13 protein-coding genes are annotated in these 14628 nt (G+C 63.0%); 9 read left to right on the top strand and 4 right to left on the bottom strand.

What is annotated here, in order from left to right; translation table 11 throughout:
- Nucleotides 1–247: 247 nt before the first annotated feature.
- Nucleotides 248–2392 carry a polyribonucleotide nucleotidyltransferase gene (gene pnp, locus TP2_RS06850; protein WP_038075195.1) on the top strand — a complete coding sequence of 715 codons (2145 nt, stop codon included), beginning with the start codon at nt 248–250 and terminating at the stop codon, nt 2390–2392.
- A 396-nt stretch (nt 2393–2788) separates the two neighbouring features.
- The gene (locus TP2_RS06845; RefSeq protein ID WP_038075192.1) at nt 2789–3535 is read left to right on the top strand and encodes an FkbM family methyltransferase; all 747 of its coding nucleotides are present in this window, start codon (nt 2789–2791) and stop codon (nt 3533–3535) included.
- A 215-nt stretch (nt 3536–3750) separates the two neighbouring features.
- Here the strand turns inward: TP2_RS06845 and TP2_RS06840 are convergent, their stop codons facing one another.
- The 3 genes from TP2_RS06840 to TP2_RS06830 all read right to left on the bottom strand — a co-directional run bounded on the left by TP2_RS06840 (nt 3751) and on the right by TP2_RS06830 (nt 6262).
- Entirely contained in the window at nt 3751–4377 is a 627-nt protein-coding gene (locus TP2_RS06840; protein ID WP_240473720.1) for a class I SAM-dependent methyltransferase, read from the bottom strand.
- A gap of 142 nt (nt 4378–4519) precedes the next feature.
- Nucleotides 4520–5527, bottom strand: a complete 1008-nt coding sequence (locus tag TP2_RS06835) for a polysaccharide pyruvyl transferase family protein (protein ID WP_038075189.1) — start codon at nt 5525–5527, stop codon at nt 4520–4522.
- An 81-nt stretch (nt 5528–5608) separates the two neighbouring features.
- A complete protein-coding gene (locus TP2_RS06830; RefSeq protein WP_038075186.1) occupies nt 5609–6262 on the bottom strand; it encodes a peroxiredoxin in 654 nt (217 codons plus the stop codon).
- 163 nt (nt 6263–6425) lie between these two features.
- Between TP2_RS06830 and TP2_RS06825 the strand changes: the two genes are divergently transcribed.
- From TP2_RS06825 to TP2_RS06805, 5 genes are all read left to right on the top strand, one after another.
- A complete protein-coding gene (locus TP2_RS06825) occupies nt 6426–7862 on the top strand; it encodes an aldehyde dehydrogenase family protein (RefSeq protein WP_038075183.1) in 1437 nt (478 codons plus the stop codon).
- A gap of 169 nt (nt 7863–8031) precedes the next feature.
- Nucleotides 8032–8820 (top strand): exodeoxyribonuclease III, encoded by a 789-nt coding sequence (locus TP2_RS06820; protein ID WP_038076125.1) that lies wholly within the window; start codon nt 8032–8034, stop codon nt 8818–8820.
- Between the two features lie 94 nt (nt 8821–8914).
- Nucleotides 8915–9832, top strand: a complete 918-nt coding sequence (locus TP2_RS06815; protein WP_038075182.1) for a thioredoxin family protein — start codon at nt 8915–8917, stop codon at nt 9830–9832.
- Nucleotides 9833–9859: 27 nt separating this feature from the next.
- A complete protein-coding gene (locus TP2_RS06810; RefSeq protein ID WP_038075179.1) occupies nt 9860–10498 on the top strand; it encodes an LON peptidase substrate-binding domain-containing protein in 639 nt (212 codons plus the stop codon).
- Nucleotides 10495–10695, top strand: coding sequence for a Trm112 family protein (locus tag TP2_RS06805; protein WP_038075176.1), 201 nt, complete (start codon nt 10495–10497; stop codon nt 10693–10695). The genes TP2_RS06810 and TP2_RS06805 overlap by 4 nt, the downstream gene beginning before the upstream one ends.
- On the opposite strand, the gene TP2_RS06800 is transcribed toward TP2_RS06805, so the two are convergent.
- Entirely contained in the window at nt 10692–11918 is a 1227-nt protein-coding gene (locus tag TP2_RS06800; RefSeq protein ID WP_038075173.1) for an FAD-dependent monooxygenase, read from the bottom strand. The genes TP2_RS06805 and TP2_RS06800 overlap by 4 nt on opposite strands.
- Nucleotides 11919–12000: 82 nt before the next feature.
- Here TP2_RS06800 and TP2_RS06795 point away from each other — a divergent pair, with 82 nt between their 5' ends.
- Nucleotides 12001–13317, top strand: coding sequence for an amidase (locus tag TP2_RS06795; RefSeq protein ID WP_038076121.1), 1317 nt, complete (start codon nt 12001–12003; stop codon nt 13315–13317).
- Between the two features lie 121 nt (nt 13318–13438).
- Entirely contained in the window at nt 13439–14617 is a 1179-nt protein-coding gene (locus tag TP2_RS06790) for an aminotransferase class I/II-fold pyridoxal phosphate-dependent enzyme (protein ID WP_038075170.1), read from the top strand.
- Nucleotides 14618–14628 lie beyond the last annotated feature (11 nt).

Raw genomic sequence — 14628 nt, 5'->3', positions numbered from 1 at the left:
ATTCTTTGGTATCTATCTGAAAGCAATGTGACCGGTCATTACGGCCAGATTTGGGCGCAGCTCGGCTGACCGCCCAACTCCATCCTTCCCAAACCCCTTCATTTCCTGTAAGGGCAGCCCCATCTGAGACGTGACGCCCAAGGCCCCCGGGCGCGTGCATAAGGATTGGGGGCGGCGGCAATGGGGCCGCCATGCAAACGGGAGACACGGGATACGCCCGTGAGTGCTCCCAGACAGGATACGCTGAATGTTCAATGTTGTGAAAAAATCCATCCAGTGGGGCGAAGACGAGCTCACGCTGGAAACCGGCAAGGTTGCCCGTCAGGCTGACGGCTCGGTCATCGCCACTCTGGGCGAGACGAGCGTCATGGCCAACGTGACCTTTGCCAAGGAACCGAAGCCGGGCCAGGACTTCTTCCCGCTCACGGTTCATTACCAGGAGAAATACTACGCCGCCGGTAAAGTGCCGGGTGGCTTCTTCAAGCGCGAAGCCCGTCCGTCCGAAAAAGAGACGCTGACGGCGCGCCTGATCGACCGTCCGTGCCGTCCGCTCTTCGTGGAAGGCTTCAAGAACGAAGTGCTCGTGATGTGCACCGTTCTTTCGCATGACCTCGTGAACGAGCCCGATATCGTCGCGATGATCGCCGCTTCGGCCGCACTGACCATTTCGGGCGTGCCGTTCATGGGCCCGATCGCCGCCGCGCGCGTCGGTTTCGCCGATGGCGAATACATCCTGAACCCCGAAGTCGACGACATGCAGAAGCTGCGCGAGAACCCCGAGCAGCGTCTGGACCTCGTCGTCGCGGGCACCAAGGACGCCGTGATGATGGTCGAATCCGAAGCCTACGAGCTTTCGGAAGAGGAAATGCTGGGTGCCGTGAAGTTCGGCCATGAGGCGATGCAGCCGGTGATCGACCTGATCATCGACCTCGCCGAAGCCGCCGCGAAAGAGCCCTTCGACTTCCAGGCCCCCGACTACAAGCCGATGCTCGACGTGGTCAAAGGTCTCGGCGAAGAGAAGATGCGCGCCGCCTACGCGATCACCGACAAGCAGGAGCGCGTGGCCGCCGTTGCCGCCGCGAAGGAAGAGATCAAGGCGCAGCTGACCGAAGAGCAGCTCGAAGATCCGACCCTCGGCACAGCGATGAAGAAGCTGGAATCGGCCGTGCTGCGTGGCGACGTCGTGAAGAACGGCCGCCGCATCGACGGTCGTGCGCTCAACGAAGTGCGCCCGATCGTGTCGGAAACCGGCATCCTGCCGCGCACCCACGGTTCGGCGCTCTTCACCCGTGGCGAAACGCAGGCGCTGGTCGTGACCACGCTGGGCACCGGCGATGACGAACAGATCATCGACGCGCTGCACGGCAACTCGCGTTCGAACTTCCTGCTGCACTACAACTTCCCGCCCTACTCGGTCGGCGAAGTGGGCCGCGTGGGCTCGCCCGGCCGTCGTGAAATCGGTCACGGCAAGCTGGCATGGCGCGCGCTGCAGGCGGTGTTGCCGGCGGCGACCGACTTCCCGTACACGATCCGCGTGGTCTCCGAGATCACGGAATCGAACGGCTCCTCGTCGATGGCTTCGGTCTGCGGCGGGTCGCTCTCGATGATGGATGCGGGCGTGCCGCTGAAATCGGCGGTCGCGGGCGTCGCGATGGGTCTCGTGCTGGAAGATGACGGCTCCTGGGCCGTGCTGACCGACATCCTTGGCGACGAGGATCACCTCGGCGACATGGACTTCAAGGTTGCGGGCACTGCCGAAGGCATCACCTCGTTGCAGATGGACATCAAGGTCGCGGGCATCACCCCCGAGATCATGGAGAAAGCCCTCGCGCAGGCGAAGGACGGCCGGATGCACATCCTCGGCGAGATGAACAAGGCACTCTCCGAGGGCCGTTCGGAATTCTCCGCCCATGCCCCGCGCATCGAGACGATGCAGATCCCGACCGACAAGATCCGTGAAGTGATCGGCTCGGGCGGCAAGGTGATCCGTGAGATCGTGGAAGTGTCGGGCGCCAAGGTCGATATCAACGACGACGGCATCATCAAGATCGCTTCGGCCAATGGCGACGCCATCAAGAAGGCTTACGACATGATCCACGCGATCGTGGCAGAGCCCGAAGAGGGCCAGATCTACACCGGTAAAGTGGTGAAGCTGGTCGACTTCGGTGCTTTCGTGAACTTCTTTGGCAAGCGTGACGGCCTCGTGCACGTTTCCCAGATCGCCAACAAGCGCCTGAACCATCCGAGCGACGTGCTCAAGGAAGGTCAGGAAGTGAAGGTGAAACTTCTGGGCTTCGACGATCGCGGCAAGGTCCGCCTCGGCATGAAGATGGTCGATCAGGAAACCGGCGAGGAAATCGCTCCCGAGAAGAAGGAAGAGAAAGCCGACTGATCGGCCGATCTCCTTACGCAAAATCAGGAAGCCCCGGCCAAGCGTCGGGGCTTTTTCTTTTGTGCTCTCGGCTCCGATGCGCGACAGCTATGTTGCTGCCCTTCTCAAGATGCGAAAACGCGCCGAGAAGATTGCCTTTCCGAGAGGCATTTGGGATAGGGGATAGGCAGGAAATTCGACGGACGATTTTTCCGACAGTTGAGAAGAAGGAAGCGGCTCGCGCGGTATAGGTGCAGCCAAGATGCAACGCGAAACGGCATCGTTTTGCAGGCAGTTTCGTTCGCTTCCGGGAAATCTCGTTTTTTCCCGATTCTCGACCCGGTATTGTGGTCCCTTCCAGCGTCATACGAGTCGTCATCAAGACGATTGAACCCTCGACCTTCGCGTGATGGAACCATGCCTTTCAAGTTCAGAAAATTCCGCCGCCGCCTGTTTTTCTTGATCCAGAGGCTGCGAGGGAAAAGCTGCGAAGACTTCGCACCACACGGCGTTCCCGTTCACGTTCCGAGCAACGCAGATATCGCCATACGCTATCTTTTGGCAAAGGGCCTCCCCTATGAAGAGCCCGAGGCCGAGATGGTCCGCCAATACCTGCAGCCGGGCACCAACGTCATCGAGCTTGGTGGATGTGTCGGCGTGATTTCGGCGCTGGTACGTGACCGGATTGGCCCTGATGCGCAGCATATCATCGTCGAGGCGAAGCCGGAGCTGGCCGCAATCTGTCGACAGAACGCAGAGCGTGGCGCGGCGCCCGGTGCGGTCGAGGTGGTCGAAGCCGCGGTGGATTACTCAGGCAAGCCCATGATTACATTCGCGCTCGGACACAACGCGCATGTGGGGCACGTGGCCCGCGACGGCGAGGGCGGATTTTCCGTGCCCGCAATCACTTTGTCGAACTTGGCGGAACGGCTGCCGGATGGCCCCTTTGCACTGGTCTGCGACATCGAGGGCGAGGAACTCGCCCTGTTCGCGGCAGAAGGAGCCCTTCTGGAGCGCGCGACGCTGGTGATCCTGGAAACGCATCCGCATGTGTATCCCGGCAAGGAGGCCGATCTTGCAAGGATGAGACAGCAGATCGAGATGACCGGCCTGCAACAGGTCGCAGAGAGCGATCAGGTGATTTGTTTCCGGCGCCCCGTTTGATCGGACAGGGCCCGGAAAGGCCAAGGGCTTTCCAATCGGTCGTCGTTTCGAGCAACCTGGCTACCTGACGGTCTTCAGCGCCAGACCTCCGGTGCCGATTAAGCCAGAGGTCCCGTTTGCCGCGTCGGTCGGTATGGCCCGCGCTTCGCGCCAGATATGTGGCTGACTGACATGGCAAGGGAGATGGCCGCGCCCTCGCTCCTTTGCCGTCCCGCTCAAACCGTCGGCTTGGCAAAAGCGATGTCGCTGAATGAGCCGATGGCCCACCCCCAGTGCCTCGTCATGTCGAGACCGGGGGTCAGTTCGAACCGGGCCATGCGGCCGATCGTTTCGACGGGTTCGATCAGGCGCTCGACCTTATGATACTTCCGTCGGTCGAGATAATCATCGAAGAGAACGGTGACCGGGCGAGTGATCCGTAGCACAGCGGAGACGAAACAGGCGACCCGCAGTCTGCCGTCGATCAGGATCAGGTCGGGATGGGCAAAATCCGGGCGATCCCAGACGGAGAGCGGATAGGTGTGGAAGCGGGCCGAAGCGCGCTTGTCAATCGGCCGTCCCCAGGCGCCGACGGGGCCGATATCGGCGTGAACGACCTCGGCCCGCTCGGCCACGCCAGCCGCGGCCAGCCGTTCGCGCATCATCTGCGCCCAGTCGGGATCGGATTCCACGCTGAACACCCGCTTGCCAAGGCGTGCCGCGAGCAGGGTCGAGCCACCACTGCCATATTCGAGGATCGTGTCGGCCTCGGAATAGGCTCCACGGAGATACTCCTGAACCTCCTGCGGGAAGGTAAGCTCGGGTTCCGATCGGGGTGCTGGAGCGCCACTCATCTCGCACATGGCCCTTTTGCTAATGGTGTCGCAGTGACCTTATCGGGCAGCGCTTCTGCTTCCTATGGCTGGGGGCGGAAAAAATGAGTCAGGCTGGCGGGGGCAAAGGCGCCGGGCGTGTCTTGCGTCACTCGAAGTTAGCGAGCTGGTCTCAGCGTGCTTTTGTCAGTAGGGAGCGGATTTTTCTTACCAAGCCCTGCCGAGGCATCAGGCCCGAACGGAGGGCGGGATCCGGCAGCACGCTCATCGCGCTGGAAAAGTCAGCATCGAAGTTCGCCAGACTGTTTCGCGCACGACCGACACAGGCCCGTGCCCGCTCTCTGGCGTCGGGTGAAAGACATCTTTCCAATGCGCGATCAAGCTCTTCATCAGTCACGCTGTCAGCTTCAAAGACTTCTTCCCACCCGATTTCCCGAGTTTGCCGACTGACTTTGTCGCCCCCGAGAACGGCATCAATGGAAATAACGGGAACGCCATTTTTCAGGGCAAGAACCGTGCCGTGCAACCTCGTCGTCAACAGCACATCGACGCGGGCAACCGCAGATTCGAACTGGGCGGCATTATAGAAGCCGTTATCGACATGCTGCAGGCGGTTCGGCGCGAGAACGGTATCGATTTCAATGCAGGCTGCACCGGAGCGGCGTATGAGTCCTTCCAGAAGGTCTTTCGCCTTGGCGTGTCTTTGGCGGCTGCCATACTCGCGTTGGCTATCGACAAGACATAGCCCCAAGACCGGAACGCGCGGCTCCTCTTGCAGAAAGCTCAGATCAGGGCGCGTCACCCTGTTGCTGTCGCGTTCGATCAGCGCGTCGAAGGGGTTGAATGCTTCTAGGTCTGCAACCATCGTGAGGTTGACGCCAATGAAGGCACAATGTTCAAAGTGTCGCAGCGTCTCCCAGCGTTTTTCCATCATCTTTCGGGTCAACGGACCGCAGACGAAGACAACGTGCGAATAGTCTCGTGGATCGAGCGTCGACACGTCGACCCACTCATCAAACATCTCTGTTCTGCGCTTCGAGAAGGGCGCTACTTCAAAGGGCACTCCAAGGTCGCGAAGGCGCCGAGTGACCTGATGAAGAACTTCGACATCGCCGACAGTGCTTAAGGCGCCCATCAGAAGCGCGCGCCTCGGTTTCACTGTCTCGATGTTCCGAGCCATTACCCGATTACCTGCTTATTGAATTGGATGCGGATATCAAAGCCTGCCGCAGATACTACGGCAGGCTCTTGTCTTGTCCAATCAGCCCTGCGACTTGACGGTCCGCAGGTAGGGCAGCTTGACGTCGACTTCGCCGAACTTCTCTTTGGCTTCGTCGGTCGACATCGACAGCGCGACGATCACGTCCTGGCCGGGAACCCAGTTCGCCGGGGTGGCGAAGGGATGACCGTCGGTGGCCTGGATCGCGTCGAGGGCGCGAAGGATCTCGGCGAAGTTGCGGCCGACCGACATCGGGTAGGACATGGTCAGGCGAACCTTCTTGTCCGGGCCGATGATGAAGACGGTGCGCACGGAGGCCGAGTCGGCGGCGGTACGGCCGTCGGGCATGTAGGCATCGGCGGGCAGCATGTCATAGAGCTTCGACACGTTCAGCGAGGTGTCGTCGATGATCGGGAAGTTCGCGGGAGCGCCAGCGACTTTCTCGATGTCCGATTTCCACTTGATGTGCTCTTCGACCGAGTCGACCGAGACGCCCATCACCTTGGTGTTGCGCTTCTCGAATTCCGAGGCGAGCTGGGCGACGGCGCCGAACTCGGTGGTGCAGACCGGGGTGAAGTCTTTCGGGTGCGAGAACAGGATCGCGTAGCTGTCGCCGACCCAGTCGTGGAACTTGATCTCGCCAGCGGTCGAGTCGGTGGTGAAATCGGGAGCAATGTCGTTAATGCGCAGGCCCATGGGCAACCTCCAGTCAGCAGAAAAATCACGTCAGGGCTGGATATAAGCGCTGGGGAAGCGGGCTTCCAGACGGTTTAGAATCTTTTTAAGTTTTCTTTGCATGGCCTTGCGCTGCCTCCGGCAGAGTGAGAGGCTTCGCGCGGAAAACAGGCGGGAGGCACGCATGATCGAGAAACGCGAATTCTACATCGACGGGGCTTGGGTCGCACCGAAAGTCGCGCGCGATTGCGAGGTGATCGACCCCTCGACCGAAGAGCCCTGCGCGGTGATCTCACTCGGCGATCAGGCCGATACCGATGCGGCCGTTGCGGCGGCCAAGGCGGCGTTGCCGGGCTGGAAGGCCACCGATCCGGCCGAGCGGATCGCGGCGGTCGAGCGCATTGCCAAGGTCTATGCAGAGCGTGCCGAGGACATGGCGCAGGCGATGAGCCTCGAGATGGGCGCGCCGATCGATCTGGCGCGCAGGAACCAGTGGGGCGCGGGCGCCTATCACATCAAGAATTTCATCGACGCGGCCAAGGCGTTCGACTGGGTGCATCCGCTGGGCGACGGCACGCCGGGCGCGATGATCGCCTATGAGGCGGTCGGCGTCGTGGGGCTGATTACCCCGTGGAACTGGCCGATGAACCAGGTCACGCTGAAGGTAATCCCGGCAATCCTCGCGGGCTGCACCATGGTGCTGAAGCCCTCGGAAGAGGCACCGCTCTCGTCGATGCTCTTTGCTGAGATCGTCGATGCGGCGGGGCTGCCCAAGGGCGTGTTCAACCTCGTCAACGGCGATGGCCTGGGCGTCGGCACGCAGCTCTCGACCCATCCGGATGTCGAGATGATCTCCTTCACCGGCTCGACCCGCGCGGGCCGAGCGATCTCCAAGGCCGCGGCGGACACGCTCAAGCGCGTGACGCTGGAGCTGGGCGGCAAGGGGGCGAACCTCGTCTTTGCCGATGCGGATGACGATGCGGTGGCGCGCGGCGTGCGGCATTGCTTCCAGAACTCCGGGCAAAGCTGCAACGCGCCGACCCGGATGCTGGTCGAGCGCTCGGCCTATGAGCGCGCCGTCGAGATCGCGCGCAAGACCGCCGAGGAAACCCAGGTCGGCAGCCCGCGCGAAGAGGGCAAGCATATCGGTCCGGTGGTGAACAAGGCGCAGTTCGAGAAGATCCAGGGGCTGATCGAAACTGGGATCGCGGAGGGCGCGAAACTTCTCGCGGGCGGTCCGGGCCGGCCGGAGCATCTCAACCGCGGCTTCTATGTCCGCCCGACGGTGTTTGCCGATTGCGATCCCTCGATGACGATCATGAACGAGGAAATCTTCGGACCCGTCTTGTCGATCATGCCGTTCGACAGCGAAGAGCAGGCGATCGAGGTCGCGAATGCAACGCCTTACGGGCTGACGAACTACGTGCAGTCGGGCGATGGCGCGCGCCGCAACCGGCTGGCGCGGGCTCTGCGTTCCGGCATGGTCGAAATGAATGGACAGGACCGCGGCAATGGCGCGCCCTTCGGCGGTGTTGGCGCTTCGGGCCGGGCGCGCGAAGGCGGCCGCTGGGGCATCGAGGAATTCTGCGATGTGAAGTCGATCTCGGGCTGGGCGGAGTAAAAGGGGCTCTGCCCCCGTCGCCGGATGGAGACAAGATTAAGGGGAGAGGGGGCTCTGCCCCGTCTCCTTCGGAGACTCCCCGAGATATTTTGATCAAGAAGAAGAGGGGCGGTTGCGCATGCGGCCGCCCTTCGACATGATCGCGCGGCTTTTGAAACAGGAGAGAAAGATGAGCTTCACGCTGGCGACCTGGAACATCAACTCGGTGCGGCTGCGCGAGGGGCTCGTCTGCAAGCTGATGACCGAGGAGGCGCCCGATGTCCTCTGCCTGCAGGAATGCAAGAGCCCGGTCGAGAAGATCCCGGTCGAGGCGTTCAAGGCGCTTGGCTACGAGCACATGGTTGCCCGCGGCCAGAAGGGCTATAACGGCGTGGCGATCCTGTCGAAGATCCCGATGGAAGAGGTCGCAGCGCATGATTTCGCGGATCTGAACCATGCGCGTCATGTCGCCGCGACGCTGGAGAACGGGGTTACGGTGCATAATTTCTACGTGCCCGCAGGCGGTGACGTGCCGGATCGCGAGGTGAACGAGAAATTCGGGCAGAAGCTCGATTACCTGACCCAGATGCGCGATCACTTCGCCGCCGAGACGCCGAAGAAGGCGATCCTCGTGGGGGATCTGAACATCGCCCCGCGCGAGGATGACGTGTGGAGCCACAAGCAGCTTCTCAAGATCGTCAGTCACACGCCGATCGAGGTCGAGCACCTGACCGATGTGATGGAGGCGGGTAAATGGGTCGATGTCACCCGGCAGGACATCCCCGAGGGGCTTCTCTATTCGTGGTGGTCGTATCGTGCGCGTGACTGGGATGCGGCGGATAAGGGGCGCAGGCTCGATCACATCTGGGCCACGCCGGATATCTCGAACGCCGCGCATGGCTCGCGCGTGCTGCGCGCCGCGCGGGGCTGGGAGCAGCCTTCCGATCACGCGCCGGTTTTCGCGACATTCGATCTTTGAGGCTTGCGGCGCCGCGCCGCGCGCAAACGGGTTTGCGTTCGGGGCGCGAGGGTCCATATAGGGGACAAATCCTCCGCAATATCGGGAGACGGACATGCTGGAACTTGGTGGAAACACGAATGCCGCGCCGAAAGGCGACTACGTCAAGGACGTGAACGAGGCCAATTTCATGGCCGAGGTGATCGAGAAATCGCAAGAAGTCCCGGTCATCGTTGATTTCTGGGCGCCATGGTGCGGCCCCTGCCGCCAGCTTGGCCCGGCACTGGAAGCCGAGGTCGAGGCCGCGAAGGGCGCGGTGGTGATGGCCAAGGTCAATGTCGACGAGAACCAGATGATCGCGGGCCAGCTTCGCATCCAGTCGATCCCGACCGTCTATGCCTTCTGGCAGGGCCAGCCGGTGGACGGGTTCCAGGGCGCGCTGCCCGGCTCGGAGATCAAGAATTTCGTCGCCAAGGTGATCGAGGCGGCCGGCGGGTCGGCCGATGGCGGGCTGTCGGAAGCCGTCGAGGCGGCCGAGGCGATGCTGGCCGAGGGCGCGGCCGAGGATGCGGCCGAGACTTTCGCGGCGATCCTCGAGGAAGATCCGGAACTGGCCGAGGCGCATGGCGGGTTGATCCGCGCGCGTATCGCTCTGGATGATCTCGATGCGGCGGGAGCGGCGCTGGCCGCAGTTCCGGCGAAACTCGCCGATACGGCGCCGGTCGAGGCCGCGCGTGCGCAGCTCGATCTGGCCAAGCAGGCGCAATCGGCGGGGCCTGCTGACGATCTGAAAGCCAAGGTCGAAGCCAATCCGGACGATCATCAGGCGCGCTTCGACTATGCGCAGGCGCTTTACGCAGCCGGCAATGCCGAAGAGGCGGTGGATCAGTTGCTCGAACTGTTCCGTCGGGATCGCGAGTGGGATAACGGTGCGGCGAAGACCCAGCTCTTCACGATCTTCGACGCGCTCAAACCGACCGATCCGGTTGTGGCGAAAGGTCGCCGCAAACTGTCGTCGATGATATTTGCCTGAACGTGGGGGCGCGCTAGTTCCTTGCCAATGATGAAGCAAGGCGACCTGCCCGATACGATTCCGCTCTTTCCGCTGCCCGGCGCTTTGCTGCTGCCCCGGGCGCGGCTGCCTCTGCACATCTTCGAGCCACGCTACCTGCAGATGATCGAGGATTGCATGAAGACAAAGACGCGGCTGATCGGAATGATCCAGCCGCTGAAGGGGCCGGAGGGGCAGAGCCATCTCAACGCAATCGGCTGTGCGGGTCGTCTGACGGGATTTTCGGAGACCGAGGACGGTCGCTACATGATCACGCTCTCGGGGATCTCGCGTTTCCGTCTGATGCGCCAGATCGAAGGGTTCACGCCCTATATCCGCGCCGAAGTGAGCTGGGACGGGTTCGAGCGCGATCTCGGGCCGGTCGAGCATGACAAGGGCTTCAGTCGCGATCAGTTTCTCGACCTGCTGTCGAAATTCTTTCACGCGCAGGGGCTGGATACGGATTGGGAAACGCTCAAGGATGCCGATGACGAGTTGCTGATCAACTCGCTGGGCATGCTCTTGCCGCTGGAGCCCGAGGACAAGCAGGCGCTCTTGGAGGCGCCGTGCCTGACGACCCGGCGCGAGACGCTGGTGACATTGATCGAATACGCGCTGCATGGCGGCGGAGAGGAGCGCTTGCAATGAGTGACGAGACCCCGGCGGAAAAGCCGCTATTCGACCGGCATATGCTCGAGGCACTGGTCTGTCCGCTCACTCATGCGGTGCTGAAATACGATGCCGAGAAACAGGAGCTGATCTCGCAGCCGGCCAAACTGGCCTTCCCGATCCGGGGCGGGATTCCGATCCTGTTGGCCGATGAGGCGCGCCGTCTCGACGATTAAAGCGCGCGGCCCTGCAGCAGGCGGGGCAGGGGGCCCGACAGGCCCGCGGCCTGCCGCATGAAGCCCCGGCGCAATCCGGGGATCGCCTGCACCAAGCCCATCCCGAGATCGCGCCCGGCCTTTAGCACCGGGTTCTCGTTCGAGAACAGCTTGTTGACCGTATCCATGCCGAGCGCGAGCGAGGTGCTGTCGAAACGCCGCCAGCCCTGATAGCGCTCCAGCACGTCCTGCGCGCCGATATCTTCGCCTCGGCGCATTGCTTCGACGACGACCTCCGCCAGCGCCGCGACATCGCGCAACCCGAGGTTCAGGCCCTGACCCGCGATCGGGTGCACGCCATGTGCGGCGTCGCCCACCAGCGCCACGCGTGGCGCTGAATAAGCCTTCGCCAGCGTCAGGTTCAGCGGGTAGGAAAAGCGCGGGCCCGCGAGCTTGATCGGACCGAGGAAATCCCCGAAGCGTGGTCGTAGAACGGCGAGGAAATCCTCGTCGTTCAGGGCCGAGATGGTCTTCGCATTTTCGTCGGTTTCGCTCCAGACGATCGAAGAGCGGTTGCCCTTGAGCGGCAGGATCGCGAGCGGCCCGGACGGCATGAAGAACTGATAGGCGATCCCGTCATGCGATTTTTCATGGTCGATCGCGGCGACAAGCGCGGTCTGACCATAGCCCCAGCCCTCGCGGGTGATGCCTGCGCGTTCGGCCACGCCCGAGCGACGGCCATCGGCGCCGACCAGAAGCTTCGCGCTCAGGCTCGTGCCATCCGACAGCGTCACGACGACCCCGCCGGGCTGGACCTCCTGGCCCACCACCTGCGTCTGATGCCGCAGCGTGATCTTGTCGCTGGCCTCCATCGCGTCGAGGAAGGCGCGGTAGAGGAAGCGGTCCTCGAGCATGTAGCCCACGGGCGACTGGTCCAGCTCGCGCGAGTCGAAATGCAGGAAGAACGGCGCCGGGCCTTCGCCTGCATGCCCGTCCATCGCCTTCACTTCCATCATCGGCTGCGCCTGATCTGCGAGCGCGCCCCAGACGCCGATCGCTGCAAGCAGTTTCTGCGACGCGATCGCCAGCGCATAGGCGCGTCCGTCGAATGTATCGGTGGCGCGCTGTCGGGCGGGGGCAGCGTCGATCAGGGTGACGGAGAGCCCGGCCGAGGCCAGCGCGAGGGCCAGGGCGGGGCCATTCAGACCGCCCCCGGCGATGATGACGTCGGAATCGTGTTTCATGGCGCCTACTATGGCGCGGCAACCGGGATTGTCCATGCGCGGGACTGTCGCTAGCGTGGCGAAAAGAGCGATGGAGATGGGCATGGATTGGCGGTTGGCCGGGGCGGCAGAACAGGGGCGTGCGATTGCCGCCGGAGAGCTCGATCCGGTCGAGCAGGCCGAGGCCTATCTGGAGGCTGCGAAGGATGCCGCGGACATCTATGCGCGCCTGACGCCGGAGCGCGCTCGCGACGAGGCAATGGCCGCTCATCAACGTGCCAAACAAGGCCGACGGCGCGGATCGCTCGACGGTGTGGCGCTGTCGTGGAAGGATCTCTTCGATACAGCGGGCGTGGCGACCGAGTCCGGCTCGCGGCTTCTTCATGGTCGGGTGCCCGATGCCGATGCCGAGGTGCTGGTGCAGGCGACGCTTGGCGGCTCGGTCTGCCTGGGCAAGACGCATATGACGGAGCTGGCCTTTTCGGGGCTCGGCATCAATCCGATGACTTCGACGCCTCCGAATATCCGTGATCCCAAACTTGCACCGGGTGGGTCGAGTTCGGGCGCGGCGCTTTCGGTCGCGCGCGGGCTCGCGGCGGCGGCGGTCGGGTCGGATACGGGCGGGTCGGTGCGCATCCCGTCCGCTTGGAACGATCTGGTGGGGCTCAAGACGACGCATGGAAGGGTGACGACAAAGGGTGTTGTCCCGCTGTGCCGGTCTTTCGACACGATCGGGCCGCTGGCACGCAATGTCGATGATTGCGCCCATGTGCTGGCCCTGATCGAGGGGCGTGCGGCGCCCGATCTGCGTGAGACGAGCCTCGCGGGTACGCGGCTTCTGGTTCTCGAAGGGCTGCCTTTCGAGGGCGCACGCGAAAAGCCGGTGCAGGGGTTCGAGAGCGCGGTCGACCGGCTTGCCAAGGCGGGCGCGGTGATCGAGCGGCGCGGTTTGCCGATGGTGCGTCCGGCGATGGACCTCTCGGGCATTCTGTTTGCGCCCGAAGCCTATGGCGAGTGGAAGCACGTGATCGAGGCCGCGCCCGAGAAGATGTATCCGGTGATCCTCGAACGGTTCCGCACCGGGCGGGATGTGCTGGCCTCGGACTACGTGGCAGGCTGGCATGCGCTGGCCGAGTATCGCGCGCAATATCTGGAGGCCACGGCGGAATATGACGCGGTGCTAGTCGCGACCGCGCCGATCGAGCCGCCAGATGCGCAACGTCTGCTCACCGACAAGGCTTATTTCGAGAGCGAGAACCTACTCGCGCTGCGCAATACCCGGATCGGCAACATCCTCGGTCTATGCGTTCTGACCCTGCCGACCGGCGTGCCATCTTGCGGGATCTCGTTGATGGCTGCGCCGATGCAGGAGGATCGTCTGCTGCGACTCGGGATGGCGGCGGAACGGGCGCTTGCCTGAAAAGTCACATTTTGCGACGTCAACCCGCTCTGGACTCAGTCTTTTTCTGGACGAAACCGCGCAGCTTTTGTAACCTCATTCTCAATAAGGGGCGAAATAGACCCCATTCGATGAGGCACAGATGGACTTTCCCGAGCGGTTTTCGAACCTGCCCGAATACGCATTCCCGCGGCTGCGGGCGTTGCTCGATTCGCATGAACCGGGCGGCACGGTCCTGTCGATGTCCATCGGCGAGCCGCGTCACGCGATGCCGTCTTTCGTGGGTGAGGTGATCGCGCAGAACCTTGGCGAATTTGGGAAATATCCGGCAAATGACGGCACGCCCGAGCTGCTCGACGCGATCTCTGGCTGGCTGAAGTGGCGATTCGAGGTCTCGATCGGGCCGGAGCGGATCATGGCGCTCAATGGGACGCGCGAGGGGCTTTACAACGCCGCGATGGCGCTGAGCCCCGAGGAAAAGCGTGGCGGCAAGCCGGTGATCCTCATCCCGAACCCGTTTTACCAGGTCTATGCTGTGGCCGCTGCTGCCGTGGGTGCTGAACCCGTTTTCGTCCCCGCCGGGACCGAGACCGGCTTTCTGCCCGATTACGCGGGGCTTGCGCCCGAGATCCTCGACCGGGTGTCGATCGCCTATCTTTGCTCGCCCTCGAACCCGCAGGGGGCCGTCGCCTCGCGCGACTATCTGGCCGAGCTGCTGCATCTGGCCGAGAAGCATGATTTCATCGTCTTTGCCGACGAGTGCTATTCCGAGATCTGGCGCGAGGCGCCCCCGCCGGGTGCCGCGCAGGTCGCCGAGGAAGAAGGGATCGATCCGGAGCGAGTGGTGATCTTCCATTCGCTCTCGAAGCGCTCGAACCTTCCGGGGCTACGTTCAGGCTTCCTCGCCGCGGGGCCGAAAAGCATCACGCATATCCGCCGGTTGCGCGCCTATTCCGGCGCGCCGCTGCCGCAGCCGCTGCAACGCGTGGCCGAGCGTGCCTGGGCCGATGAGGCTCATGTCGAGGAAAACCGCCGCCTTTACGCGGAAAAATACGAAGACGCCGGTCGGATCTTTGCCGGCGTGAACAGCTTCCAGTTGCCGCAGGGCGGGTTCTTCCTGTGGCTGCCGGTGGACGACGGAGAGGCGGCTGCCCTGAAACTCTGGCAAGAGACCGGGATCAGGGTGCTGCCGGGCGCCTATCTGGCGCGCGAGGTGAATGGGGACAATCCCGGCAAGGGATTCATCAGGGTGGCCTTGGTCGCCCCAAGAGAAGAAACGCAGCGGGGGCTGATCCAGCTTCGCGACTGCATTTACGGTTGAGGACGGTAGGT

The sequence above is a fragment of the Thioclava pacifica DSM 10166 genome (genome assembly GCF_000714535.1).
Classification (GTDB): Bacteria; Pseudomonadota; Alphaproteobacteria; order Rhodobacterales; family Rhodobacteraceae; genus Thioclava; species Thioclava pacifica.
This window is presented reverse-complemented; position numbering and strand designations above follow the sequence as displayed.